The 20,478-nt window shown below is 64.7% G+C and carries 20 protein-coding genes; 9 read left to right on the top strand and 11 right to left on the bottom strand.

Annotation, left to right across the window (positions count from 1 at the left end):
• Window positions 1-22 precede the first annotated feature (22 nt).
• Entirely contained in the window at window positions 23-934 is a 912-nt protein-coding gene (locus IVB45_RS15480) for a LysR family transcriptional regulator (protein WP_247360523.1), read from the top strand.
• Window positions 935-1,017: 83 nt separating this feature from the next.
• On the opposite strand, the gene IVB45_RS15475 is transcribed toward IVB45_RS15480, so the two are convergent.
• From IVB45_RS15475 to guaA, 3 genes are all read right to left on the bottom strand, one after another.
• Window positions 1,018-1,401, bottom strand: coding sequence for a hypothetical protein (locus IVB45_RS15475; RefSeq protein ID WP_247360522.1), 384 nt, complete (start codon window positions 1,399-1,401; stop codon window positions 1,018-1,020).
• Window positions 1,401-1,547, bottom strand: a complete 147-nt coding sequence (locus IVB45_RS15470) for an integrase (protein ID WP_247360521.1) — start codon at window positions 1,545-1,547, stop codon at window positions 1,401-1,403. The genes IVB45_RS15475 and IVB45_RS15470 overlap by 1 nt, the downstream gene beginning before the upstream one ends.
• Window positions 1,548-1,656: 109 nt before the next feature.
• The gene (gene guaA / locus IVB45_RS15465; protein ID WP_275992119.1) at window positions 1,657-3,327 is read right to left on the bottom strand and encodes a glutamine-hydrolyzing GMP synthase; all 1,671 of its coding nucleotides are present in this window, start codon (window positions 3,325-3,327) and stop codon (window positions 1,657-1,659) included.
• Window positions 3,328-3,403: 76 nt separating this feature from the next.
• Between guaA and IVB45_RS15460 the strand changes: the two genes are divergently transcribed.
• From IVB45_RS15460 to IVB45_RS15450, 3 genes are all read left to right on the top strand, one after another.
• Window positions 3,404-3,775 (top strand): nuclear transport factor 2 family protein, encoded by a 372-nt coding sequence (locus IVB45_RS15460; protein WP_247360520.1) that lies wholly within the window; start codon window positions 3,404-3,406, stop codon window positions 3,773-3,775.
• A 156-nt stretch (window positions 3,776-3,931) separates the two neighbouring features.
• Complete coding sequence (locus tag IVB45_RS15455) at window positions 3,932-4,264, top strand: DHCW motif cupin fold protein (protein WP_027569587.1); 333 nt, start codon at window positions 3,932-3,934, stop codon at window positions 4,262-4,264.
• Window positions 4,265-4,522: 258 nt separating this feature from the next.
• Window positions 4,523-4,732, top strand: a complete 210-nt coding sequence (locus IVB45_RS15450; RefSeq protein ID WP_007592195.1) for a cold-shock protein — start codon at window positions 4,523-4,525, stop codon at window positions 4,730-4,732.
• Window positions 4,733-4,857: 125 nt separating this feature from the next.
• Here IVB45_RS15450 and IVB45_RS15445 read toward each other — a convergent pair whose 3' ends face one another.
• Window positions 4,858-6,156, bottom strand: a complete 1,299-nt coding sequence (locus IVB45_RS15445) for an RsmB/NOP family class I SAM-dependent RNA methyltransferase (protein ID WP_247360519.1) — start codon at window positions 6,154-6,156, stop codon at window positions 4,858-4,860.
• A gap of 34 nt (window positions 6,157-6,190) precedes the next feature.
• Entirely contained in the window at window positions 6,191-6,613 is a 423-nt protein-coding gene (locus IVB45_RS15440) for an MAPEG family protein (protein WP_027569585.1), read from the bottom strand.
• A gap of 168 nt (window positions 6,614-6,781) precedes the next feature.
• Here IVB45_RS15440 and IVB45_RS15435 point away from each other — a divergent pair, with 168 nt between their 5' ends.
• Window positions 6,782-7,429, top strand: a complete 648-nt coding sequence (locus tag IVB45_RS15435) for an acriflavin resistance protein (protein WP_247360518.1) — start codon at window positions 6,782-6,784, stop codon at window positions 7,427-7,429.
• A 54-nt stretch (window positions 7,430-7,483) separates the two neighbouring features.
• Here IVB45_RS15435 and IVB45_RS15430 read toward each other — a convergent pair whose 3' ends face one another.
• From IVB45_RS15430 to guaB, 3 genes are all read right to left on the bottom strand, one after another.
• Window positions 7,484-7,780, bottom strand: a complete 297-nt coding sequence (locus IVB45_RS15430) for a hypothetical protein (protein ID WP_247360691.1) — start codon at window positions 7,778-7,780, stop codon at window positions 7,484-7,486.
• Window positions 7,781-7,931: 151 nt separating this feature from the next.
• Window positions 7,932-8,954, bottom strand: coding sequence for an NADP-dependent oxidoreductase (locus IVB45_RS15425; RefSeq protein ID WP_247360517.1), 1,023 nt, complete (start codon window positions 8,952-8,954; stop codon window positions 7,932-7,934).
• 313 nt (window positions 8,955-9,267) lie between these two features.
• The gene (gene guaB / locus IVB45_RS15420) at window positions 9,268-10,758 is read right to left on the bottom strand and encodes an IMP dehydrogenase (RefSeq protein WP_007609139.1); all 1,491 of its coding nucleotides are present in this window, start codon (window positions 10,756-10,758) and stop codon (window positions 9,268-9,270) included.
• A gap of 401 nt (window positions 10,759-11,159) precedes the next feature.
• Between guaB and IVB45_RS15415 the strand changes: the two genes are divergently transcribed.
• Window positions 11,160-12,650, top strand: a complete 1,491-nt coding sequence (locus tag IVB45_RS15415; RefSeq protein WP_247360516.1) for an MFS transporter — start codon at window positions 11,160-11,162, stop codon at window positions 12,648-12,650.
• Between the two features lie 107 nt (window positions 12,651-12,757).
• Here the strand turns inward: IVB45_RS15415 and IVB45_RS15410 are convergent, their stop codons facing one another.
• Both IVB45_RS15410 and IVB45_RS15405 read right to left on the bottom strand, forming a co-directional pair.
• Window positions 12,758-13,444, bottom strand: a complete 687-nt coding sequence (locus IVB45_RS15410; RefSeq protein WP_027569580.1) for an RlmE family RNA methyltransferase — start codon at window positions 13,442-13,444, stop codon at window positions 12,758-12,760.
• A gap of 1 nt (window position 13,445) precedes the next feature.
• Window positions 13,446-14,513 (bottom strand): Ppx/GppA phosphatase family protein, encoded by a 1,068-nt coding sequence (locus IVB45_RS15405; RefSeq protein WP_247286523.1) that lies wholly within the window; start codon window positions 14,511-14,513, stop codon window positions 13,446-13,448.
• Between the two features lie 211 nt (window positions 14,514-14,724).
• Here IVB45_RS15405 and IVB45_RS15400 point away from each other — a divergent pair, with 211 nt between their 5' ends.
• Window positions 14,725-17,097, top strand: coding sequence for a xanthine dehydrogenase family protein molybdopterin-binding subunit (locus tag IVB45_RS15400; protein WP_247360515.1), 2,373 nt, complete (start codon window positions 14,725-14,727; stop codon window positions 17,095-17,097).
• A 125-nt stretch (window positions 17,098-17,222) separates the two neighbouring features.
• On the opposite strand, the gene IVB45_RS15395 is transcribed toward IVB45_RS15400, so the two are convergent.
• Window positions 17,223-18,023, bottom strand: a complete 801-nt coding sequence (locus IVB45_RS15395) for a hypothetical protein (protein ID WP_247360513.1) — start codon at window positions 18,021-18,023, stop codon at window positions 17,223-17,225.
• A 141-nt stretch (window positions 18,024-18,164) separates the two neighbouring features.
• Here IVB45_RS15395 and IVB45_RS15390 point away from each other — a divergent pair, with 141 nt between their 5' ends.
• Both IVB45_RS15390 and IVB45_RS15385 read left to right on the top strand, forming a co-directional pair.
• The gene (locus IVB45_RS15390; RefSeq protein ID WP_007609125.1) at window positions 18,165-18,662 is read left to right on the top strand and encodes a YaiI/YqxD family protein; all 498 of its coding nucleotides are present in this window, start codon (window positions 18,165-18,167) and stop codon (window positions 18,660-18,662) included.
• A gap of 8 nt (window positions 18,663-18,670) precedes the next feature.
• Window positions 18,671-20,476: an ATP-binding cassette domain-containing protein gene (locus IVB45_RS15385; protein WP_027517420.1), complete on the top strand. Its 1,806-nt coding sequence runs from the start codon at window positions 18,671-18,673 to the stop codon at window positions 20,474-20,476.
• Window positions 20,477-20,478: the final 2 nt, after the last annotated feature.

The following is a 20,478-nucleotide window of genomic DNA, read 5'->3' as shown; positions in this document are numbered from 1 at the left end:
GGGGCGTGTCCGGAAAAAATTGATGGATAAGCTGGACGCGATACGGATGTTCGTGCGCGTCGTCGAAAGCGGAAGCTTTTCGCAGGCGGCGCGTGACCTCAACGTCAGCCAGCCGACCGTCAGCAAGCAGCTCGCTGCGCTCGAAGCGCGGCTCGGGACGCAACTCCTCGCGAGAAATTCCCGTGCCCTTGCCGTGACGCCGGCAGGACAGGACTATTACGAGGCCACCGTCCGTATCCTTCAGGATATCGACTCGCTCGAAGAGAGAGTCCTTGAGGGGCAGTCCGCCCCTTCAGGGCTGGTCCGCGTGACCCTCTCGCCAGCCTTCGGGAGGATGTTCGTTATTCCCCGGCTATCGGATTTCAGGAACCGTTTCCCCGACGTCGCGATTGAGATGGAAGTCTCCGGGCGACACGTTGACCTCATCGAGGAAGGGATAGACGTCGCGATCCGTATCGGTCGGCTTTCGGATTCAGCACTCGTCGCCCGGCGCATCGGCGACATGCGGATGATAACCGTGGCCTCTGCCAGCTATCTTGCCCAACACGGCGCGCCGCAAACGCTAGGCGAACTGCGCAACCACCAGCGCATCAGCTATGTCTACCAGGGCGATATCATTGGGTGGGGTTTCCACGTAGACGGCGGGCAGGTCACGGTCGATGGTGGGGGAGCGTTCCGCACGAATGACGCCGAGCATGTCCGCGGCGCGGTTCTCGCGGGCCTCGGCATTGCCCATCACGCGAGTTGGTTGTTCACGGATGTGCTGGCGTCGGGCGAGGTCGTACGCATTCTGGACCAGCATGCGCCGCCGCCCTTCCCGATCAACGCAGTGACCGCTGCCGGCCGGCGCATGCCGTCCCGGGTGCGGCATTTCATCGATTTCCTCGCCGCGATTTGCGCCGAGGAGCCGGAATTAAGGGTCGGCGAAGGCTAAAGCGGCAGGGAGTGGACGGCGTGACCGGACAGTGCACCAAAGTTGAGACTGGTTTTGCGCACTGTCACCATAACCGAGCCGGATCACTTTTTTGTCGTGCCCTCAGATGGCAGCTGTGCCGACCCGCCGATTTTCGTCGAGACCACGTAGACGTCGACGCCGCTCATCGAGCATTCCACGCTTGATGCCTGGTTTTTCGTGATGACCTCGATCGTCTTGCCATCCTTGGTGTGAAAGGTGATGTCGTAAACCTGCTGGTAGAGGTCTTTGCCGATCTTTTCGGATGCGAGACGAACGGCCTTGGTCTGCGCCTCGATTACCGATGGGATGTCAATCAGGCCGGCGTTCTTGAGGTGCACGAGGGCCATGTTCGTGGGCCAACTCGCGCAATCCGGAGACTTCGCCAGAGCCACCGCAGCAGGCATCGCAAATATTGCGGCCACCACCACTTTCATCGCGGCGCGCATCAATGCACCACCTTGATGGTGTGGTTGCCACTTTCACAGATCTGCTTGCGCCTGTTGATGGGCAGGACGGCAACGCCGTCGCGGTCGCCGCGCTTGCAAAGCCTCTCGAAAGGCTCGAGCTTCTGAAGTCCCGTATCGGTCAACAAGGCATTCTCCGTTCGGTTCGCCGCCAGATACCATCATGGAGCATGATGGTACAGAACCGACCGAAACGGAGCCCCTAAAAGCGCGCCTTCGACACTCAGTCTCTAAAAACTATTCCCACTCAATCGTCCCAGGCGGCTTGCTCGTCACGTCGTACACCACCCGGTTCACGCCCTTCACCTCGTTGATGATGCGGGTGGCGGTCTCGCCGAGAAACTTCATGTCGAACTGGTAAAAGTCCGCGGTCATGCCGTCGGTGGAGGTGACGGCGCGCAGGCCCACGACGAAGTCGTAGGTGCGGCCGTCGCCCATGACGCCGACGGTCTTCACCGGGAGCAGCACGGCAAAGGCCTGCCAGATGTCGTCGTAGAGGCCGTGCTTGCGGATCTGGTCGATGTAGACGGCATCGGCCTTGCGCAGGATGTCGAGTTTTTCGCGGGTGATGTCGCCGGGGCAGCGGATGGCGAGGCCGGGGCCCGGGAATGGGTGGCGGCCGACGAAGATTTCGGGCAGGCCGAGCTCGCGGCCGAGCTTGCGCACTTCGTCCTTGAACAGCTCGCGCAGGGGCTCGACCAGCTTCATGTTCATGCGCTCAGGAAGACCGCCGACATTGTGGTGCGACTTGATCGTCACCGAGGGGCCGCCGGTGAACGAGACGCTCTCGATCACGTCGGGATAGAGCGTGCCTTGGGCGAGGAAGTCGGCGCCGCCGATCTTCTTGGCCTCCGCCTCGAACACCTCGATGAAGAGGCGACCGATGGTCTTGCGCTTGGTCTCGGGATCGGTGACGCCTTCGAGCTCACCGAGAAATTGCTTCGAGGCATCCACGTGCACGAGCGGGATGTTGTAGTGGTGGCGGAACAGGTCGACCACGGTCTTGGCTTCATCGAGACGCAGCATGCCGTGATCGACGAACACGCAGGTGAGCTGCTCGCCGATCGCTTCGTGGATCAGCACGGCTGCGACCGCGGAATCGACTCCGCCGGAGAGGCCGCAGAGCACCCTGCCCTTGCCGACCTGGGCGCGAATTTTGGCGATCTCCTCCTCGCGGAAGGCGCGCATGGTCCAGTCGCCGGACAGGCCTGCGATCTTGCGAACGAAGTTGCGGATCAGTTTGGCGCCGTCGGGCGTGTGCACCACTTCGGGGTGGAACATCAGTCCGTAATATTTGCGCGTCTCGTCCTGGATGATCGCGAACGGCGCGTTCGGCGACGTGCCGGCCACCGAGAAGCCCGGCGGCATTTTTGTAATGCGGTCGCCATGGCTCATCCAGACCTGGTTCTTGCCGCCTGGCGACCAGACGTCCTCGAACAGCTTGCTCGGCGCCTTCACCTCGACATCGGCGCGGCCGAATTCGCGGTGATGGCCGCCCTCGACGGTGCCGCCGAGCTGCTCCGCCATGGCCATCTGGCCGTAGCAGATGCCCATCACCGGCACGCCGGAATCGAAGATCGCTTGCGGCGCGCGGGGCGAGCCCGCTTCATGCACCGACTCAGGCCCGCCGGAGAGAATCACCGCCTTCGGCTTCATCTCGTTGAAGGCTTGTTCGGCCTTGTTGAACGGGACGATCTCGCAATAGACGCCGTCCTCGCGCACGCGACGCGCAATGAGCTGCGTCACCTGGCTACCGAAGTCGACGATGAGAATCTTGTCATGCGCCGAGGCCACGGAGGGCGTCGACGCGGAGCGGTCGGTCTGTGCTGCTGTCATGGCAAGCAAATACGCGACGGGGACTTTTCCCGCAACCGCGCGCGCCGCGGGCCCACATTCTTCTTTGGGCATGGACAAATCAATATAGGTAAGTATTATTGACCTAATATGGCCCATCACTCACCAAGGGCCGAACAGGGAGAACGTCATGCCATACCATCATCAGCCGTCGAATCTCGCCGCACTCGGCCGCACCTGGGTCGAGGCCTGGAACGCGCGCGACCTCGAACGGGTGCTCACGCTCTATGACGAGGACGTCGTGATGACGTCGGACCGCATCCCAGCGATGGGGTTCGATGAAAGCGGGACCGTGCGCGGCAAGGATGCGTTGCGCGCCTATTGGGGCAAGGCGCTCGCGCTGTTGCCGAACCTGCATTTCTCGCTGATCGAATTGTTCGTCAGCCCTGATAGCGTGGTGGTGTTCTACGAGAACGAGCGGGGAAAGCGGATCTGCGAATATCTGCGGGTGAATGCGGCCGGAAAGATCGTGCAGGGATCGGCGAATCATCCGGTGCACTAGCCTGTCCCCCGTCATTGCGAGCGTAGCGAAGCAATCCAGAATCTGTCCGCGGAGATAGTCTGGATTGCTTCGTCGCAAGGGCTCCTCGCAATGACGGAGACTGTGGCGAGCACATACGCTAACAACACCGGCGCCGGCTCTGACACAGGATTCCAGATGAAGCTCCCCACCTCCCCCTTCACCGTCACCGACTGGAGCAAGGTCGAGCCGACCATCCATCCCGGCGAGACCGGGCAGGCGCAGTGGCGCACGCTCGACATCGGCGATCTCCGGGTGCGGATGGTCGAGTATACGCCGGGCTATCTCGCCGACCATTGGTGCGACCGCGGCCACGTGCTGTACGTGCTGCAGGGCGAGCTCGACAGCGAGCTGCGCGACGGCCGCAAGTTCAAGCTCACGGCGGGGATGAGCTACCAGGTCTCGGATTTCGGCGACGCAGCGCACCGGTCCTCGACCGCGACGGGGGCGACGCTGTTTATCGTCGATTGAGCGCCCCGGAAGGGTTAATTTGCACCGCAAAATAGCAAAATTCGGGGACATCCCGAGCGGCGGGTGGTGCCTTGAAGTGGCCCCAAAATCTCGCTATATTGTGATCATCGATACTTGGCCGAACGACTGGGCCGCTTCGCTTCGTTGCTGACGGGCGCGCACGCTTCAGATGATTTCTCCAACATCGACTGATCAGGATTATGGGCGCAATAGTGCGTACCGGTCCGCGTGTTAACTTCTTAAGCAAAGGAAATTCCCATGGCTATGGGCACCGTGAAGTGGTTCAACAATCAAAAGGGTTTTGGTTTCATTCAGCCGGATGACGGCGACAAGGACGTGTTCGTGCACATCAGCGCCGTCGAGCGCGCTGGCCTCTCGACCCTCAACGAAGGTCAGAAGGTCTCGTTCGACATCGTCGCCGATCGTCGCAGCGGCAAGTCCTCGGCTGACAATCTCCGCGTCGGCTAACGCCAGCGCACCGTTCTGACCACGGACGTACCGGCAGAACGTAGAGCTAGAAAACCCCGCGACCGGGTTCCGGTTCGCGGGGTTTTTGTTTTGGGGGCCGCCGCACCGGCGGTGACGGGGGTGGGTTATGCCTTCTTCAGCACCGAGACGAAGAACCCGTCCGTGCCCGTCCGCCGCGGCGTCATCAGCCAGCCTTCCGGCGATTGCAGCGCGGCTTGCGCAAACTCCTCCGCCTTGTCCCAGAGCACGCTCGCGGTCTGCTCGGGCGGCACCACCGCGAACTCGGGATGGCGGGAGGTGAACGCCCTCACCTGCTCGCCGTTCTCCTCGGAAAGCACCGAGCAGGTGATGTAGGCGATGCGGCCACCGGCCTTGAGCAGCGGCACCGCGCGCTCGAGCACCTCGGTCTGGTCCCGCAGGCGAATCTCCAGCGCGCCCGGGCGCATGCGCCATTTGGCATCGGGGTTGCGGCGCCAGGTTCCGGTTCCGGTGCAGGGCGCGTCGATCACGACGAGGTCGGCGGTGGCGCTGATCTCGGCCAGCGGATCGACCTCGCCCTTGGGAGTGCGCACATCGGCATTGTGGACGCCGGCGCGCGACAGGCGTTCGTGGATAGGCGCAAGCTGCCGCTTGTCGCTGTCGGTCGCGATCAGCCGGCCCTTGCCCTGCATCATCGCGGCGAGCGCCAGCGTCTTGCCGCCGGCCCCCGCACAGAGATCGATCACCTGCTCGCCGGGTTTTGCCGCGGTCAAGGCAGCCGCAAGCTGCGACCCCTCATCCTGCACTTCAATGGCGCCCTTGATGAAATCCTCTTCGGCCTGGATGCCGGGGTTGCGCGCATCGGCCGAAAGCTCGATCCGCAGGCCGGTTGCGGACCACTGCGTCGGTTTCGCATGAAGATGAGCAAGCGCCCCCAGCGCCTTGTCGCGATTGGATTTTAGCGTGTTGACGCGCAGGTCGAGCGGCGCCCGGCTCGCCATCGCGGCCGCCTCCGCGACGCGCTCGTCGCCGAACGCTTTTGCCAAATACGGATCCAGCCATTCCGGATAGTCGCCGGCGATCGCGGCCGGGGCACCTTCAAGGGACCGCGAGGCGAGCGCGGCCTGCTCGGCCTCGGTCAACGGCGCGGGGGCAAAGCGGCTGCCGTCGCACAGCGCGGCCATCGTGGCCGTATCCATGTTGCGCTCGAGGCGAAGCATGCCGATCAGCCGCGACCGCGCGGTATCCGAATCCATCAGGTAGGCGCTCGAGGCATAGCGGCGCAGCACGTCCCAGACGAGACCGGCAATGGCGGCGCGGTCGCCGGAGCCGGCGAAGCGGTGCGCGGTGCCCCACTCCTTCAGCGCCTTGGCCGCGGGCACGCGGTCCTTCTCGATGGTGTCGATCAGTTCGATGGCTGCGGACAGCCGGGCAGCGGGAGTCATTTGAATCTTTCAGATCAAATCCGACGGCTAACCGTCAGATCAACAAGAGCATCTTCAGTGCGAAGTAGATCCACATCGCGAGCAGCACGAGCACGCCGGCGAGCCAGATCGTGGAGCGGCGGCCGAGATTGTTGGAGGAGACGAAGATTCCGGCATGGACGAAGCGCGTCACCACGAACACCCAGGACATCAGCACGATGAAGAGATCGGCATGGCGCAACGGGAGCGCCAGCGCGATCAGGACATAGAACAGCACCGGCAGTTCGAACTGGTTGCGGTAGCAATTGGCGAATTGTGTGGCCCCCTTCGGCCAGTTGGGCTCGCCCAGCGCAATGTCACGACTCTTGGTCTCGCCGGAGACGAGCGCGCGCCGGCGTCCCATCGCCATGGCGATCAGGAGCGCGAAGGTGAGACCGACCTGCACGAAGACCGGCAGCAAAACCATTTGAACGGACATCGGAATTCCCGGGGTTGTCCCATCCGGCGGAAGCCACAGCTAGCGTCCATTAGCCGTCACCGCTGGTCCTGACAATCAACGAGTTGAACCGGCGTTCCCGATGAGGCGACCAACTGTCGACAGTTAAAGCGATTTTGCCCCTTGGGGCGCGCAAGGCGAGAGACCGCCATGAACACCCTCTTCAGCCAGTTCGCCAGCCTGACCGGCGCGTTGACCGAGTCCGCCGATGGCCAGTTCGGCATCCTGATGTCGGCGCTGGCAGGCATCGCGACGGCGCTTGCGGTGGCGCTGGCGATGACGGTCTACTTCCGAATGAGCTATCGGACCTGGCGCGATGTCCTCAGGCACGGCCTCGCTGCGCTCGCCGCCCTCGCTCTGTTCGCCTTTGCCGCCTACGACATGCGCCATGCCGCGCTGGCCTATCTCGGCCTCAATCCGTCAAAACCCGCGGTCGAGTTCGAGATCCGCATGCCCAGGGAGACCTTGGCGGCGGCGTCCGACACCCAGATCGAGCTGCATACCGACCGAAACCAGACGCTGGCACTGGTCGAGGGCGTGCGGGAGCTCGGTGATGGCCGCTCCGTGCTGCGTGGCGCGGTGGCGCTCAACCACCGCACCGCGGACCGCGTGCTGGTCGTGAACCTGCCCGGCAAAGGCACCTTCGAATTCCGCCTCCGCCTGCCCGCCGAGCCGCATCGCTCCGAGCAGCTCGGCCCTCAGTTCGGCCCTTGGCACCTCGCCGACCGCATCGCCTCGCCACTGGCGAGCCCGGTCGCGCCGCAGGACGCCTACATGATCCGCTATCGCGTGCTTTAACCTTGTTCGATCGGGCCAAGATGGGCGGCGAGGATTAGCGCTGCCCGTCGCTGCTCAAGCGACGCTTTTGAGATCCTGCTGGATCGCGGCAAGCAAGGACTGCAGCGCGTCGCTGTTCACTGGCTTAGCCCCGGTGTTGGCAGGCGCAGCATTGGCAGGCCGCGTGGCTTTGACCGGACGCTTGGGGAACGGCGGCATAGGCGTGGGTATCGCGGATTGCGCCAACGCGCCGGCGTCCTCGGTGTGAACGAACTTGCCATGGATGACGTCGTCGCGACGGCCCATGACAAACATCGTCGCCCAATAACCGGCGGCCACAAGAATTACGCAGAAAACAACAAGCTCTAACATCATCGCACCTGAAATATGCGCAATGATTCAATGCCTTCGCGGGCCCGTCAATGAACCAACGGTCACACCTGCGGCTTTTACGGGCGGGTGTGGCCGATCGGTCACTCTTTGTTAACCATACCCGGCCCCTGAGCGGGCCGAGAGCGGCCGGTCAAGCCGTGTCCGGCCCAACCCGCACCAGCTGCTTGCCGAAATTGGCCCCCTTCAGAAGCCCCATGAAGGCTTCGGGCGCGCTCTCCAGGCCCTCGGTGACGAACTCCTTGTACTTGACCTTGCCTTCGCGGACCCAGCCGGACATGTCGCGCAGGAAGTCGCCATGGCGGGAGGCGAAGTCGGAGACGATGAAGCCGCGGAAGGTCAGCCGCTTGGTCAGCGTCGCGCGCATCATGCTGGCGGCCCATTTCGGCGGCTTCGCTTCAGTGTCGTTGTAATGGGCGATGAGGCCGCAGACCGGCACGCGCGCAAACGCATTGAGCAGCGGGAACACCGCCTCGAACACGGCGCCGCCGACATTCTCGAAATAGACGTCGATGCCCTTCGGGCAGGCGTCCTTCAGCTTCGCCGCCAGATCGGGATCGCGGTGATCGATGCAGGCATCGAAACCGAGCTCCTTCACGACGTAATCGCATTTGTCCTTGCCGCCGGCGATTCCAACCGCGCGTGCGCCCTTGATCTTCGCGATCTGTCCCACGGCCGAACCGACCGCACCGGAGGCACCGGCGACGACGACGGTCTCGCCTGCTTGCGGCTTGCCGATATCGAGCAGGCCCGTATAGGCCGTCATGCCGGGCATGCCGAGCACGCCGACGGCCGTCGAGATCGGCGCGAGCTTCGGGTCGATCTTGTTCAGCCCCTTGCCGTCGGAGATCGCGTGCGTCTGCCAGCCCGCGCGCGAGAGCACGATGTCGCCCTTGGCGAAGTTCGGATTGTTGGAGGCTGCGACCTCACAGACCGTACCGGCTTCCATCACACCACCGACGGGCACCGGCGTCGCGTAGGACGGACCGTCGCTCATGCGCCCGCGCATGTAGGGATCGAGCGAGAGCCAGATCGTGCGCAGCAGGACTTCGCCTGCGGCAGGCGCAGGAACCGCGAATTCCTCGATGCGGAAATCGGACGGCTTTGGCTCGCCGACGGGACGCGCGGCGAGAACGATGCGTTTGCCTTGGGACATGATGGCTTCCTCCAATTTTCTGTCATTGCGAGCGAAGCGAAGCAATCCAGTCTCGTCAACACAAAAGGGCTGGATTGCTTCGTCGCACCAGCGCAAAATTGCTTCTCAATTTTGTCGCGGGCTCCTCGCAATGACGAGCTTTTGGCACGCGCACGCGACACACTCGCCGTCATCGTCCGCGAAGGCGGACGATCCAGTACTCCGAGACGGTTATGATTGAGCCGAAAGGCCGCGACGTACTGGATGCCCCGCCTTCGCGGGGCATGACACCGTCATTTGGGCAAGCGCGCGAATTCCAACGCGCAGCCGGAGACTAACCCCCGCCCGGATAGTTCGGCGCCTCGCGCGTGATGGTGACGTCGTGGACGTGGCTTTCGCGCAGGCCCGCGCCGGTGATGCGGACGAACTGGGCCTTGTCGTGCAGGTCCTTCATGTCCTTCGCACCAACATACCCCATCGCGGCGCGCAGGCCGCCGGCGAGCTGGTGCATGACGTTGCCGACCGGACCCTTGTAAGGCACCTGGCCCTCGATGCCTTCGGGCACGAGCTTGAGCGTGTCCTTGATGTCCTGCTGGAAGTAGCGGTCAGCCGAGCCGCGCGCCATCGCGCCCACCGAACCCATGCCGCGATAGGCCTTGTAGGAGCGGCCCTGCCACAAGAACACTTCGCCGGGCGTCTCGTCGGTGCCGGCGAGCAGCGAGCCGACCATCGCGATGTCGGCACCGGCAGCGAGCGCTTTGGCGAGGTCACCGGAGAACTTGATACCGCCGTCAGCGATGACGGGGATGTCGGACTTCTTCGCCGCCTCGACCGCATCCATGATCGCGGTGAGCTGGGGAACGCCGACGCCTGCAACGATCCGCGTGGTGCAGATCGAGCCCGGGCCGATACCGACCTTGATGCAGTCCGCGCCTGCATCGATCAGCGCCTGCGCACCCTCTGAGGTCGCGACGTTGCCGGCAACGACCTGCACCGAGTTGGAGAGACGCTTGATGCGGTTGACCGCATGGAGCACGTGACGGGAATGGCCGTGCGCGGTGTCGACCACGACGAGATCGACCCCCGCGTCGATCAGCCGCTCGGTGCGCTCGAAGCCGCTGTCACCGACCGTGGTGGCGGCAGCGACCCGGAGGCGGCCCTGCGCGTCCTTGCAGGCCAGCGGATGGGCGACCGCCTTCTCCATGTCCTTTACGGTGACCAGGCCGACGCAGCGATATTGCTCGTCGACCACGAGCAGCTTCTCGATGCGGTGCTGGTGCAGCATCCGCCGCGCCTCGTCCTGGCTGACATTCTCGCGCACCGTGACGAGACCTTCATGCGTCATCAGCTCGGAGATTTTTTGCTGGCGGTCGGTGGCGAAGCGGACGTCGCGGTTGGTGAGGATGCCGACCAGCTTGCCCGGCGTGGACTTGCCCGCACCGGTGACGACGGGAATGCCGGAGATGCCGTGATCGCTCATCAGCTTGAGCGCGTCGTCCAGCGTGGCATCGGGGCTGATGGTGAGCGGATTCACCACCATGCCCGACTCGTAGCGCTTGACCTGCCGCACCTGGGCGGCCTGCCCTTCGGGATCGAAATTGCGGTGGATGACGCCGATGCCGCCGGCCTGCGCCATGGCGATCGCCATGCGGGCTTCGGTGACCGTGTCCATGGCGGAAGCCATGATCGGAATGTTGAGCGGAATGGCGCGGGTGACGCGGGAGCGGATGTCGACCTCGCCCGGCATGACGTCCGACAGGCCCGGCTTCAGCAGCACGTCGTCGAACGTAAGGGCTTCGCGAATGCCTTGTTGCACCGTGGCCATGTGCCAACTCCTTCCGCGGCCCTGCCGCAAATAGCTATGGATGAGCGCCGCCCTCGGCGTACCTTGCGGCAACGCCGGAGAATCGGAGCCCATCGGTGGGGTTGACGCGGGTCGATAGCACGGGCGGGCGACGAATCAAAGCAATTCGGACCGCCGGCCAGCCATGCACAGGCTTTTTAGGCAAATTCAGCCGGGATAACCGGCGGCAGCTCGTGCCGGCGGACGGCGTCCACGCCCCTCCTGTGCCGGCAGATCATCACGTTCTTCTACGCAGGACGCACCCCACCCTGGGGTCACGCAGGATTTAGGTGCCATGCGTGGATCCGCAATGGTCGCGGCCCAGTGGCGGTGATAAGCCGCAATTCTCGCCCTTCCTTCTGATTTCCATTACCACCCCCGTCATGGTCGACAAGCAACGCATCATTCCGCTGATCGTGGCCACCGCTCTCTTCATGGAGAACATGGACTCGACGGTGATCGCCACGTCGCTGCCCGCGATCGCGGCCGACATCGGCACGAGCCCATTGACGCTCAAGCTCGCGATCACCTCCTATCTGCTGTCGCTTGCGGTGTTCATCCCGGCGAGCGGCTGGACCGCCGACCGGTTCGGCGCGCGCATGGTGTTTGCGATTGCCGTCGGCGTGTTCATGGTCGGCTCGGTCGGCTGCGCGCTCTCGACATCGGTCACCGACTTCGTGTTCGCCCGCATCCTGCAAGGCATGGGCGGGGCAATGATGACGCCGGTCGGGCGCCTCGTGCTGCTGCGGTCGGTCGACAAGAGCGCGCTGGTCAACGCCATGGCGTGGGTGACGGTCCCTGCCCTGATCGGACCCGTGATCGGGCCGCCGCTCGGCGGCTTCATCACCACCTATGCGTCGTGGCACTGGATCTTCCTGATCAACATCCCGATCGGGCTGCTCGGCATCTTCATGGCCTTGCGCTTCATCGATCCTATCAAAAGCGAGGAACGAGAGCCGTTCGACCTCTACGGCATGGTACTCGCGGGCCTCGGGCTCGCCGGCATTGCGTTCGGGCTGTCGGTTGCCGGACTCAATCTGCTGCCGTGGAGCACGGTTGCCGCCCTGGTCGCCGGAGGATCGATCTCGATGACGCTGTATGTCATTCACGCGCGACGAACCGGATCGCCGGTGCTGGACTTCACGCTGCTGAGGCTGCCGACACTGCGCGCGGCCATTTTCGGCGGCTTCATGTTCCGGCTCGGCATCGGCGCGCTGCCGTTCCTGTTGCCGCTGCTGATGCAGATCGGCTTCGGCCTCTCGCCGTTCAAGTCCGGACTCGTCACGTTTGGCTCCTCGCTCGGCGCCATGGGCATGAAGGCGCTGGCTGCGCGCATCATCCGCGCCTTCGGCTTCCGCAACCTGATGACGGTAAACGCGATCATCAGTGCCGTCTTTCTCGCCGCCTGCGCCCTCTTCACGGTGACGACGCCGCTGCTGATCATCATGATCATCCTGGTGGTTGGCGGCTTCTTCCGTTCGCTCGAGTTCACCGCGATCAACACGGTGGCCTATGCCGAGGTCGAGCAGGCGCAGATGAGCCGCGCCACCACGCTCGTCAGCGTCAACCAGCAGCTCGCGGTCTCGGCCGGCGTCGCCGTCGGCGCCGCGTCGGTGGAGACGACGATGTGGCTCAGCCATGTCAGCGAGCTCAATGCCACCGTGTTCGCGCCCGCCTTCGTCGCCATCGCGCTGACCTCGGCGGCGTCGAGCTGGTTCTTCTGGCAGATGCCCGCCGATGCCGGCCACGAAGTCTCCGGCCGCAAGGCCGTGGAGATCGCGAGCCGTAAGGGTGCCGGCAAGGGCGCGGCCAAGGCGGCCGTCAAGGCGGCGACCGAGGATACGCAGGACGTGCGGGATCAGCGGCTGGGGTAGCCTCTCTTCTCGTCATTGCGAGCGCAGCGAAGCAATCCAGAATCCCTCCGCGGAGACAGTCTGGATTGCTTCGTCGCAAGAGCTCCTCGCAATGACGGAATTCGCGGCTACTGCGTCGCCCCGCCCCGAAATCCCGTCGCGAGAACGTAGCGCTCCGAGGAATCCGCACGGCTCGCGGCGGGCTTCACATGACGCACCATGGCAAAATCGCGCTTGAGCTGGGCGAGCAGCTCGGCGTCGGCGCCGCTCTGGAACGCCTTTGCCAGGAAGGTCCCACCCGGTTTCAGCACGTCGCAGGCGAACGCGGCGGCGGTCTCGATCAGGCCGACGATACGAAGCTGGTCGGTCTTGCGGTGACCGGTGGTGTTGGCAGCCATGTCGGACATCACGATGTCGGCGCCGCCGTCGAGCATCGCCTTGAGCTTGTCCGGCGCGTCATTGTCCATGAAGTCGAGCTGCGCGAACTCGACCCCGGCAATCTCGGGGATTTCCAGCAGGTCGATCGCGATGACCTTGCCCTTGCCGTCGACCGAGCCGACGCGCTTGGCGGCGATCTGGCTCCAGCCGCCCGGCGCCGCACCGAGATCGACCACCGCCATGCCGTGCTTGAGCAGCCGGTATTTGTCGTCGATCTCGAGCAGCTTGAACGCGGCGCGCGAGCGATAGCCCAGCGCCTTCGCCTTCACCACATAGGGGTCGTTGAGCTGCCGCTCCAGCCAGAGCTTCGACGACAATTTGCGCTTGCCGTGGGTCTTGACCTGGACGTGCAAGCGGCCGGTGGTGTCCTTGGCCATCTCACCAGCTCCTGAGCGCGCCGTCTTCGCGCATCATTTCGACCAGCATGCCTTCGCGCAGGCCCCGGTCGGCGACGCGCAGGCGTGGCAGCGGAAAGGCGCGGCGGATCGCGTCGAGGATGGCGCAGCCGGCCAGCACGAGATCGGCGCGCTCGACGCTGATGCAGCTGTTCGCCGCACGCTCCTCGTAGCTCATGCCGAGCAGCTTGTTGATGGTCGCGGTGACGTCGGTGTCGTTCATCCAGACGCTATCGATGCGGCGGCGGTCGTAGCGCGCGAGATTGAGATGGATGCCGGCGAGCGTCGTCACAGTGCCTGAGGTGCCGAGCAGATGCATGTCGGCGAGATCGCCGCCATGCTGTTCGGCGAACGGCGCGATGTGATGGGCCACCTCGCGCTCCATCGCGGCGTAGATCTCCGGCGTCACGTCGCGGCCCCCGAACTGCTCGGCAAGGGTGACCACACCGAATGGAATCGACATCCAGGCTTTGATGCGCGGCTCCGGATTTGCGGCGTCGCGCTCGATCCGCACCAGCTCGGTCGAGCCGCCGCCGATGTCGAACAGGATCGCGCCGCGGCCCCTGGGGTCGACCAGCGGCGAGCAGCCGAGCACCGCGAGCGCCGCCTCGGTCTGGCGGTCGATCACCTCGAGCTCGATCCCGGTCTCGGCAGCGACGCGGCTGCGAAAGCCTTCGGCGTTCGAGGCGGCGCGGCAGGCTTCGGTGGCGATCAGCCGCAACCGCCGCGCCTTGCGCAGGTTGATCTTGTCTCGGCAGATGCCGAGCGCCACGATGGCGCGCTCGATCGCGGCCTCGCTGATGCACCCGGTTGCGGAGACGCCCTCGCCCAGCCGGATGATGCGCGAGAAGGAATCGACCACCCGAAAGCCGTCGTGGGTCGGACAGGCGATCAGGAGCCTGCAATTGTTGGTGCCGAGGTCGAGCGCCGCGTAGACGCCGGTTCCCGGCGCTTGCGCGCCGACGGCCGGTTCAGTGGCGAACGCCGCCGCCATCGACCCCAGCTCACCGTGCGGCGCAAGGCCGTCGCGGAGCCGCGTGTGGTCATTCATACAAACTGTCTTTCCGCGGCCGGTTGGGCCGATCTGGAATTGCTTTTTCGCCTGAAACCTTAGCAGCGCGCCAATCCTGCGCAACAACGCATCACATGGGACCATGCCCATTCGTGCGTTGTCGTGAACGGGCCGGTGGGTTATTTTTGAAGGGTCCGGTCCCCCAGGCGCCCCCCAAACCGCGCATTTGCCGGCTTTTCAGGTCAATTCCATGCAAGAACACACCAAATCCTCCACGCTCGAAAACGCTATTGCACTGCAAAAATATGGCGTCGGGCAGCCGGTCCGTCGCAAGGAGGACGACACGCTGGTGCGCGGCAAGGGCCGCTACACCGACGATTTCAACCTGCCCGGCCAGGCCCATGCCGCGATCGTCCGCTCGACCCATGCCCACGGCGTCATTCGCGGCATCAACATCGACGCCGCCAGGGCGATGCCGGGCGTGCTGGGGGTGTGGACCGGCAAAGACCTCGATGCGGCCGGCTACGGCCCCTTCACCTGCGGCCTGCCGCTGAAGAGCCGTGACGGCTCGCCCCTGCTCCAGACCAACCGCCAGCCGCTCGCAACCGACAAGGTCCGCTTCGTCGGCGATCCCGTCGCCTTCGTGGTGGCGGAGACGCTGGCCCAGGCGCGCGACGCGGCCGAGGCGATCGAGCTCGATATCGAGCCGCTGCCGGCGGTGACCGACCCTGAAGACGCCGCAAAAGCCGGCGCGCCGCAACTCTACGACCACATCCCGAACAATGTCGCGCTCGACTACCACTATGGCGACATCGAGAAGGTCAACGCCGCCTTCGCCAGCGCCGCTCACGTGACCAGGGTCGACATCGAAAACACCCGTGTCGCCGTGGTCTCGATGGAGCCGCGCGTTGGCCTTGCCTCCTACGACAACACGACCGAGCGCTACACCATCCAGATGCCGACACAAGGCGTCGCCGGCAACCGCGCCAATCTCGCCAAAAACCTGAAGGTTTCGAACGAGAAGGTGCGCATCCTCACCGCCAATGTCGGCGGCTCCTTCGGCATGAAGAACGTCAACTATCCCGAGTACATGTGCATCCTGTACGCGGCCAAGGAATTGGGACGGCCGGTGAAATGGCTGGACGAACGCTCGACCAGCTTCTTGTCCGACAGCCACGGCCGTGCGCAGAAGATTCACGCCGAGCTCGCGCTGGACGCCGAGGGGCATTTCCTCGCCGCCAAGCTCTCGGGCTACGGCAATCTCGGTGCCTACATCACCGGCGTTGCGCCCAGTCCGCTCTCGCTCAACACCAGCAAGAACTTTTCCAGCGTCTATCGCACACCGTTGATGGCCGTCGACATCAAGACGGTGCTGACCAACACCACGCTGATGGGCGCCTATCGCGGCGCCGGCCGGCCCGAGGCGAACTATTACATGGAGCGGCTGATCGACCGCGCCGCCGACGAGATGGGCATCAACCGGCTGACCTTGCGCAAACGCAACTTCATCAAGCAGAACCAGATGCCATTCGCCGCGTCCTCCGGCGTCACCTATGACAGCGGCGACTTCCAGGCTGTCTTCAACAAGGCGCTCGAAATCTCCGACCACGAGAATTTTGCCAAGCGCAAGAAGGAGAGCAAGAAGTCCGGCAAGCTGCGCGGCATCGCCGTCGGCTCTTATCTGGAGGTGACCGCACCTCCCGGCGTCGAACTCGGCAAGATCGTGTTCGATCCCGATGGCTCCGTGCAGCTCATCACCGGTACGCTTGATTACGGTCAGGGCCACGCATCCGCATTCGCGCAGGTACTCTGCCAACAGCTCGGCGTGCCCTTCGACAGCGTCAAGCTGGTGCAGGGCGACAGCGATATCGTCCACACCGGCAATGGCACCGGCGGCTCGCGCTCGATTACCGCGACCGGCATGGCGATCGTGGGCGCCGCCAAGCTTGTGATCGAGAAGGGCAAGCGCGCCGCCGCGCATATGTTGGAGGCGTCCGAAGCCGACATCGAATTCGAAGGCGGCAGTTTCACCATCGCCGGCACCGACCGCAGCATCGACATCATGGAGCTCGCCAAGCGCCTGCATGACAGCAAGATGCCAGAGGGCGTGCCCGACAGCCTCGACGTCGATCACACCAGCGAACCGGTGCCGTCGGCCTTCCCGAACGGCTGCCATGTCGCCGAGGTCGAGATCGACCCTGAGACCGGCGTCGTGCAGATCGTGCGCTACAGCGCGGTCAACGATTTCGGCACGGTGATCAATCCGCTGCTGGTCGCGGGCCAGCTCCATGGCGGCGTCGTCCAGGGCATCGGCCAGGCGCTGATGGAGCACGTCCGCTACGACGAGAGCGGCCAGCCGATCACGGGCTCGCTGATGGACTACGCACTGCCCCGCGCCGAGGACGTCCCGAACATGACGGTCGGGGACCACCCGGTGCCGGCCACGACCAATCCGCTCGGCAGCAAAGGCTGCGGCGAAGCCGGCTGCGCCGGCAGCTTGTCGACGGTCGTGAACGCGGTGATCGACGCGCTCTCCGACTACGGCATCAAGCACATCGACATGCCGCTGACGCCGGAGCGCGTGTGGCGTGCGATCCAGGACGCGAAGGGGAAAGCGGCGTAAAGCATTTTCTCTCCGCCGTCATGGCCGGGCTTGACCCGGCCATCCACGCCGTGAGGCATCAAGAACGTGGATGCCCGGGACAAGCCCGGGCATAACGGTGTTGTAGCGATGTGCCTTTTTCGCGCCTACGCGGCCGCCTGCTCGCGCGGCTGGTAGATCGCGGTGTGCTGGCACTGCGCCAGCGGCGTCGTGCCGTTGGCGACCACCAGCGCGTCGAGCTCGACGAAGCGGTGGCCCTTCTTCTCGTAGTTCGCGGTGACTTTGGCCCGCGCAGCGATCTCGTCACCGGCGCGTGCGGCCGACAGCAATTGCATGCGGCTGCCGACATGGATCCACGGGCCGAGGATCGTGTTGTCCACCAGCACGCGGTTCATGACGCGCTGGATCAGGCCGGGATGGCCGAGCCCCTCGCGCGCGAAGATCGGATCGGCCTCGCGGATGTCGGCGAGATAGTCGGCCGCATCCTGCCCGGCCCAGCGACGCGGCGTCGTGCCCAGCCATTTGCCGGTCTCGAATGTTGCCGGGCTGACCGGTTTGCGCTCGGCAATAGCGGGGACCTCGACATAGTCGCTCAACGACACCGCCGTCGCCGTTGCCGGCAGCGACGCCGTGCCGGTGGCACAGAGCTCGATGCGACTGAACACCTCGATGGTGAGCAGGCCGTTGTGCTCGGTCGCATCGACATCGGCGGTCTCGCCGTCATAGACCGGCTTGATGAAACGCGCCTCGATCAGCCCGCGCGACAGGAAATCGCGGCCCCAGCGCGCCACCGGCACATGCATCATGTAGGCGAAGACGTCGACGCCGGGGACCAGCCCACCGGAAAAGCCGAAGCGGCGCGCCACTGCATCGTCATGCATCTTGTTTTCGGATTGCTTGGCCGTGTTGTAGGCCTCGACGCGATAGGTTTCGAGCCGGTTCGGCATGGCTTGGCTTTCCCCAAATTCTTGTTGTTTCAGGCCAATCGTAGGCCCTGAGGAACCGGGGTCAATCCCCTCGCCTTTGCGGCCCGAATGGGGTACCACGCGGCTGCTGCGGAACCGCTTCGCAAGCCCCATCTACGGACAATGACGAACCCTCAAAACACCACCCGCATCTATGTCGACGCCGACGCCTGTCCGGTGAAGGACGAGATCTATCGCGTCGCTGGCAGGCACGGCCTGCCCGTGAGCGTGGTCGCGGGCAATTTCATCCGCGTGCCCCAGGATCCATTGATCGAGCGGGTCGCCGCGGGTGCCGGCATGGACGCGGCCGATGACTGGATCGCGGAACGTGCCGGGCCCGGCGATATCGTCATTACCTCGGATATTCCACTCGCGAGCCGCTGCGTGAAGGCCGGCGCCGATGTGATTGCGTCCAACGGCAAGGCGTTCACCGAGGAATCGATCGGGATGACGCTCGCGGTCCGCAACCTGATGACCGATTTGCGCTCGGCCGGCGAAGTCACCGGCGGTCCGAAATCCTATTCGCCGCGCGACCGCTCGACATTTCTGTCGACGCTCGACCAGACCATCCGCCGCATTCAGCGCCGCCGCGCCGACCAGGCCGCAACAAGACAGGACTGAGACACCGAATGGCGCCACCGTTGATTCAACTGCGCGATATCAAGCTGACCTTTGGCGGCACGCCGCTCCTGGCGGGCGTCGAACTGTCGGTTTCGACCGGCGAGCGCGTCTGCCTGATCGGCCGCAACGGTTCCGGCAAATCTACGCTGCTCAAGATCGCCGCCGGCCTGGTCGAACCGGATGGCGGCAGCCGTTTCGTGCAGCCCGGCGCCACCATCCGCTACCTGCCGCAGGAGCCGGACTTTTCCGGTTTCTCCACCACGCTCGCCTATGTCGAGGCCGGCCTCAATGCCGGCGACGACCACTATCAGGCGCGCTATCTGGTCGAGCAGCTCGGTCTCAGCGGCGAAGAAGATCCGGCGCATGTCTCCGGCGGCGAAGCCCGCCGTGCCGCGCTGGCACGCGTGCTGGCGCCCTCGCCCGATATCCTGCTGCTGGACGAGCCGACCAACCATCTGGATCTTCCGACCATCGAATGGCTGGAGAGCGAACTGGAGAGCCGCCGCTGCGCGCTGGTGATCATCAGCCACGATCGGCGCTTCCTGGGCAATCTCTCGCGCAGCACCGCCTGGCTCGATCGCGGCCAGATACGGCAGATCGACCGCGGCTTCAGTGCCTTCGAGGCCTGGCGCGACGAGGTGCTCGCGGAGGAAGAGCGCGACCAGCACAAGCTCGACCGCAAGATCGTCAACGAGGAGCACTGGCTGCGTTACGGCGTCTCGGGCCGCCGCAAACGCAACGTCAAGCGGCTCGGCAATCTCCACGCACTGCGCGACCAGCGCCGAACCCATCGCGGCGCGACGGGCAACGCCAACCTCGCGGCTGCCGAAGCCGACAAGTCCGGCAAGCTCGTCATCGAGGCCAAGAACATCAGCCGGTCCTATGGCGAGCGAAAGATCGTCGACGGCTTCTCGATCCGGGTCCAGCGCGGCGACCGCATCGGCATCGTCGGCCCCAACGGCGCCGGCAAGACCACGCTCATCGAGATGCTGACCGGCGGCAGCGCGCCGGACAGCGGCAGCATACGGCTCGGCGCCAACATCGAGATGGCGACGCTCGATCAGCATCGCGAAAGTCTCGATCCCAAGACGACGCTGGCCGAGGCGCTGACCGGCGGCCGCGGCGACCATGTCATGGTCGGCGGCAAGCCGAAGCACGTCGTCAGCTACATGAAGGACTTCCTGTTCGCCCAGGAACAGATGCGTACGCCGCTCGAGGTGCTGTCGGGCGGCGAGCGCGGTCGGCTGATGCTGGCACGCGCGCTGGCAAAACCCTCCAACCTCCTCGTGCTGGACGAGCCGACCAACGACCTCGACCTGGAGACCCTCGACGTCCTCGAGGAAATGCTCAGCGACTACGAGGGCACCGTGATCCTGATCAGCCACGATCGCGATTTTCTCGACCGCGTGGTGACGTCCGTGATCGTGCCCGAGGGCAACGGACGCTGGCTCGAATATGCCGGCGGTTATACCGACATGCTGGCCCAGCGCGGCGCCGACGTGAAGCGGGCGACAGCGAAGGCCGTCGAAGAGACGAGAGAGCAGCGATCAGTTGCGCCGTCCGGCGTCGCGAGACGACGGTTGACCTTCAACGAGCAACACGCGCTGGAGACGCTGCCCAAGACCATTGCCAAGCTGCAGGCCGAAATTGCCAAGCAGCAGCGCTTCCTTGACGACCCCGATCTCTTCCGCAAGGATCGCAAGCGCTTCGATCAGGCCTCCGACGCTCTGACGAAGGCGCAAAAGGAATTGGCCGAGGCCGAGGACAAATGGCTGGAGCTCGAAGTGCGGCGCGAAGAGATTGAACAGGCCTAGCG

The sequence above is a fragment of the Bradyrhizobium sp. 4 genome (assembly GCF_023100905.1).
Classification (GTDB): Bacteria; Pseudomonadota; Alphaproteobacteria; order Rhizobiales; family Xanthobacteraceae; genus Bradyrhizobium.
Note: the sequence above shows the minus strand (reverse complement) of the source record. Positions and strands in the feature narration are given on the sequence as shown.

What these genes read in the sequence shown, in the direction of transcription:
- guaA (WP_275992119.1), bottom strand. Translation starts at nt 3,327, where the DNA reads ATGCCCAAAGAAGAATGTGGGCCCGCGGCGCGCGCGGTTGCGGGAAAA.
- IVB45_RS15430 (WP_247360691.1), bottom strand. Translation starts at nt 7,780, where the DNA reads ATGTTAGAGCTTGTTGTTTTCTGCGTAATTCTTGTGGCCGCCGGTTAT.
- IVB45_RS15445 (WP_247360519.1), bottom strand. Translation starts at nt 6,156, where the DNA reads ATGACTCCCGCTGCCCGGCTGTCCGCAGCCATCGAACTGATCGACACC.
- IVB45_RS15410 (WP_027569580.1), bottom strand. Translation starts at nt 13,444, where the DNA reads ATGGCCAAGGACACCACCGGCCGCTTGCACGTCCAGGTCAAGACCCAC.
- IVB45_RS15480 (WP_247360523.1), top strand. Translation starts at nt 23, where the DNA reads ATGGATAAGCTGGACGCGATACGGATGTTCGTGCGCGTCGTCGAAAGC.
- IVB45_RS15455 (WP_027569587.1), top strand. Translation starts at nt 3,932, where the DNA reads ATGAAGCTCCCCACCTCCCCCTTCACCGTCACCGACTGGAGCAAGGTC.
- IVB45_RS15475 (WP_247360522.1), bottom strand. Translation starts at nt 1,401, where the DNA reads ATGCGCGCCGCGATGAAAGTGGTGGTGGCCGCAATATTTGCGATGCCT.
- IVB45_RS15390 (WP_007609125.1), top strand. Translation starts at nt 18,165, where the DNA reads ATGACGAACCCTCAAAACACCACCCGCATCTATGTCGACGCCGACGCC.
- IVB45_RS15435 (WP_247360518.1), top strand. Translation starts at nt 6,782, where the DNA reads ATGAACACCCTCTTCAGCCAGTTCGCCAGCCTGACCGGCGCGTTGACC.
- IVB45_RS15425 (WP_247360517.1), bottom strand. Translation starts at nt 8,954, where the DNA reads ATGTCCCAAGGCAAACGCATCGTTCTCGCCGCGCGTCCCGTCGGCGAG.
- IVB45_RS15450 (WP_007592195.1), top strand. Translation starts at nt 4,523, where the DNA reads ATGGCTATGGGCACCGTGAAGTGGTTCAACAATCAAAAGGGTTTTGGT.
- IVB45_RS15395 (WP_247360513.1), bottom strand. Translation starts at nt 18,023, where the DNA reads ATGCCGAACCGGCTCGAAACCTATCGCGTCGAGGCCTACAACACGGCC.
- IVB45_RS15400 (WP_247360515.1), top strand. Translation starts at nt 14,725, where the DNA reads ATGCAAGAACACACCAAATCCTCCACGCTCGAAAACGCTATTGCACTG.
- IVB45_RS15415 (WP_247360516.1), top strand. Translation starts at nt 11,160, where the DNA reads ATGGTCGACAAGCAACGCATCATTCCGCTGATCGTGGCCACCGCTCTC.
- IVB45_RS15385 (WP_027517420.1), top strand. Translation starts at nt 18,671, where the DNA reads ATGGCGCCACCGTTGATTCAACTGCGCGATATCAAGCTGACCTTTGGC.
- IVB45_RS15440 (WP_027569585.1), bottom strand. Translation starts at nt 6,613, where the DNA reads ATGTCCGTTCAAATGGTTTTGCTGCCGGTCTTCGTGCAGGTCGGTCTC.
- guaB (WP_007609139.1), bottom strand. Translation starts at nt 10,758, where the DNA reads ATGGCCACGGTGCAACAAGGCATTCGCGAAGCCCTTACGTTCGACGAC.
- IVB45_RS15405 (WP_247286523.1), bottom strand. Translation starts at nt 14,513, where the DNA reads ATGAATGACCACACGCGGCTCCGCGACGGCCTTGCGCCGCACGGTGAG.
- IVB45_RS15460 (WP_247360520.1), top strand. Translation starts at nt 3,404, where the DNA reads ATGCCATACCATCATCAGCCGTCGAATCTCGCCGCACTCGGCCGCACC.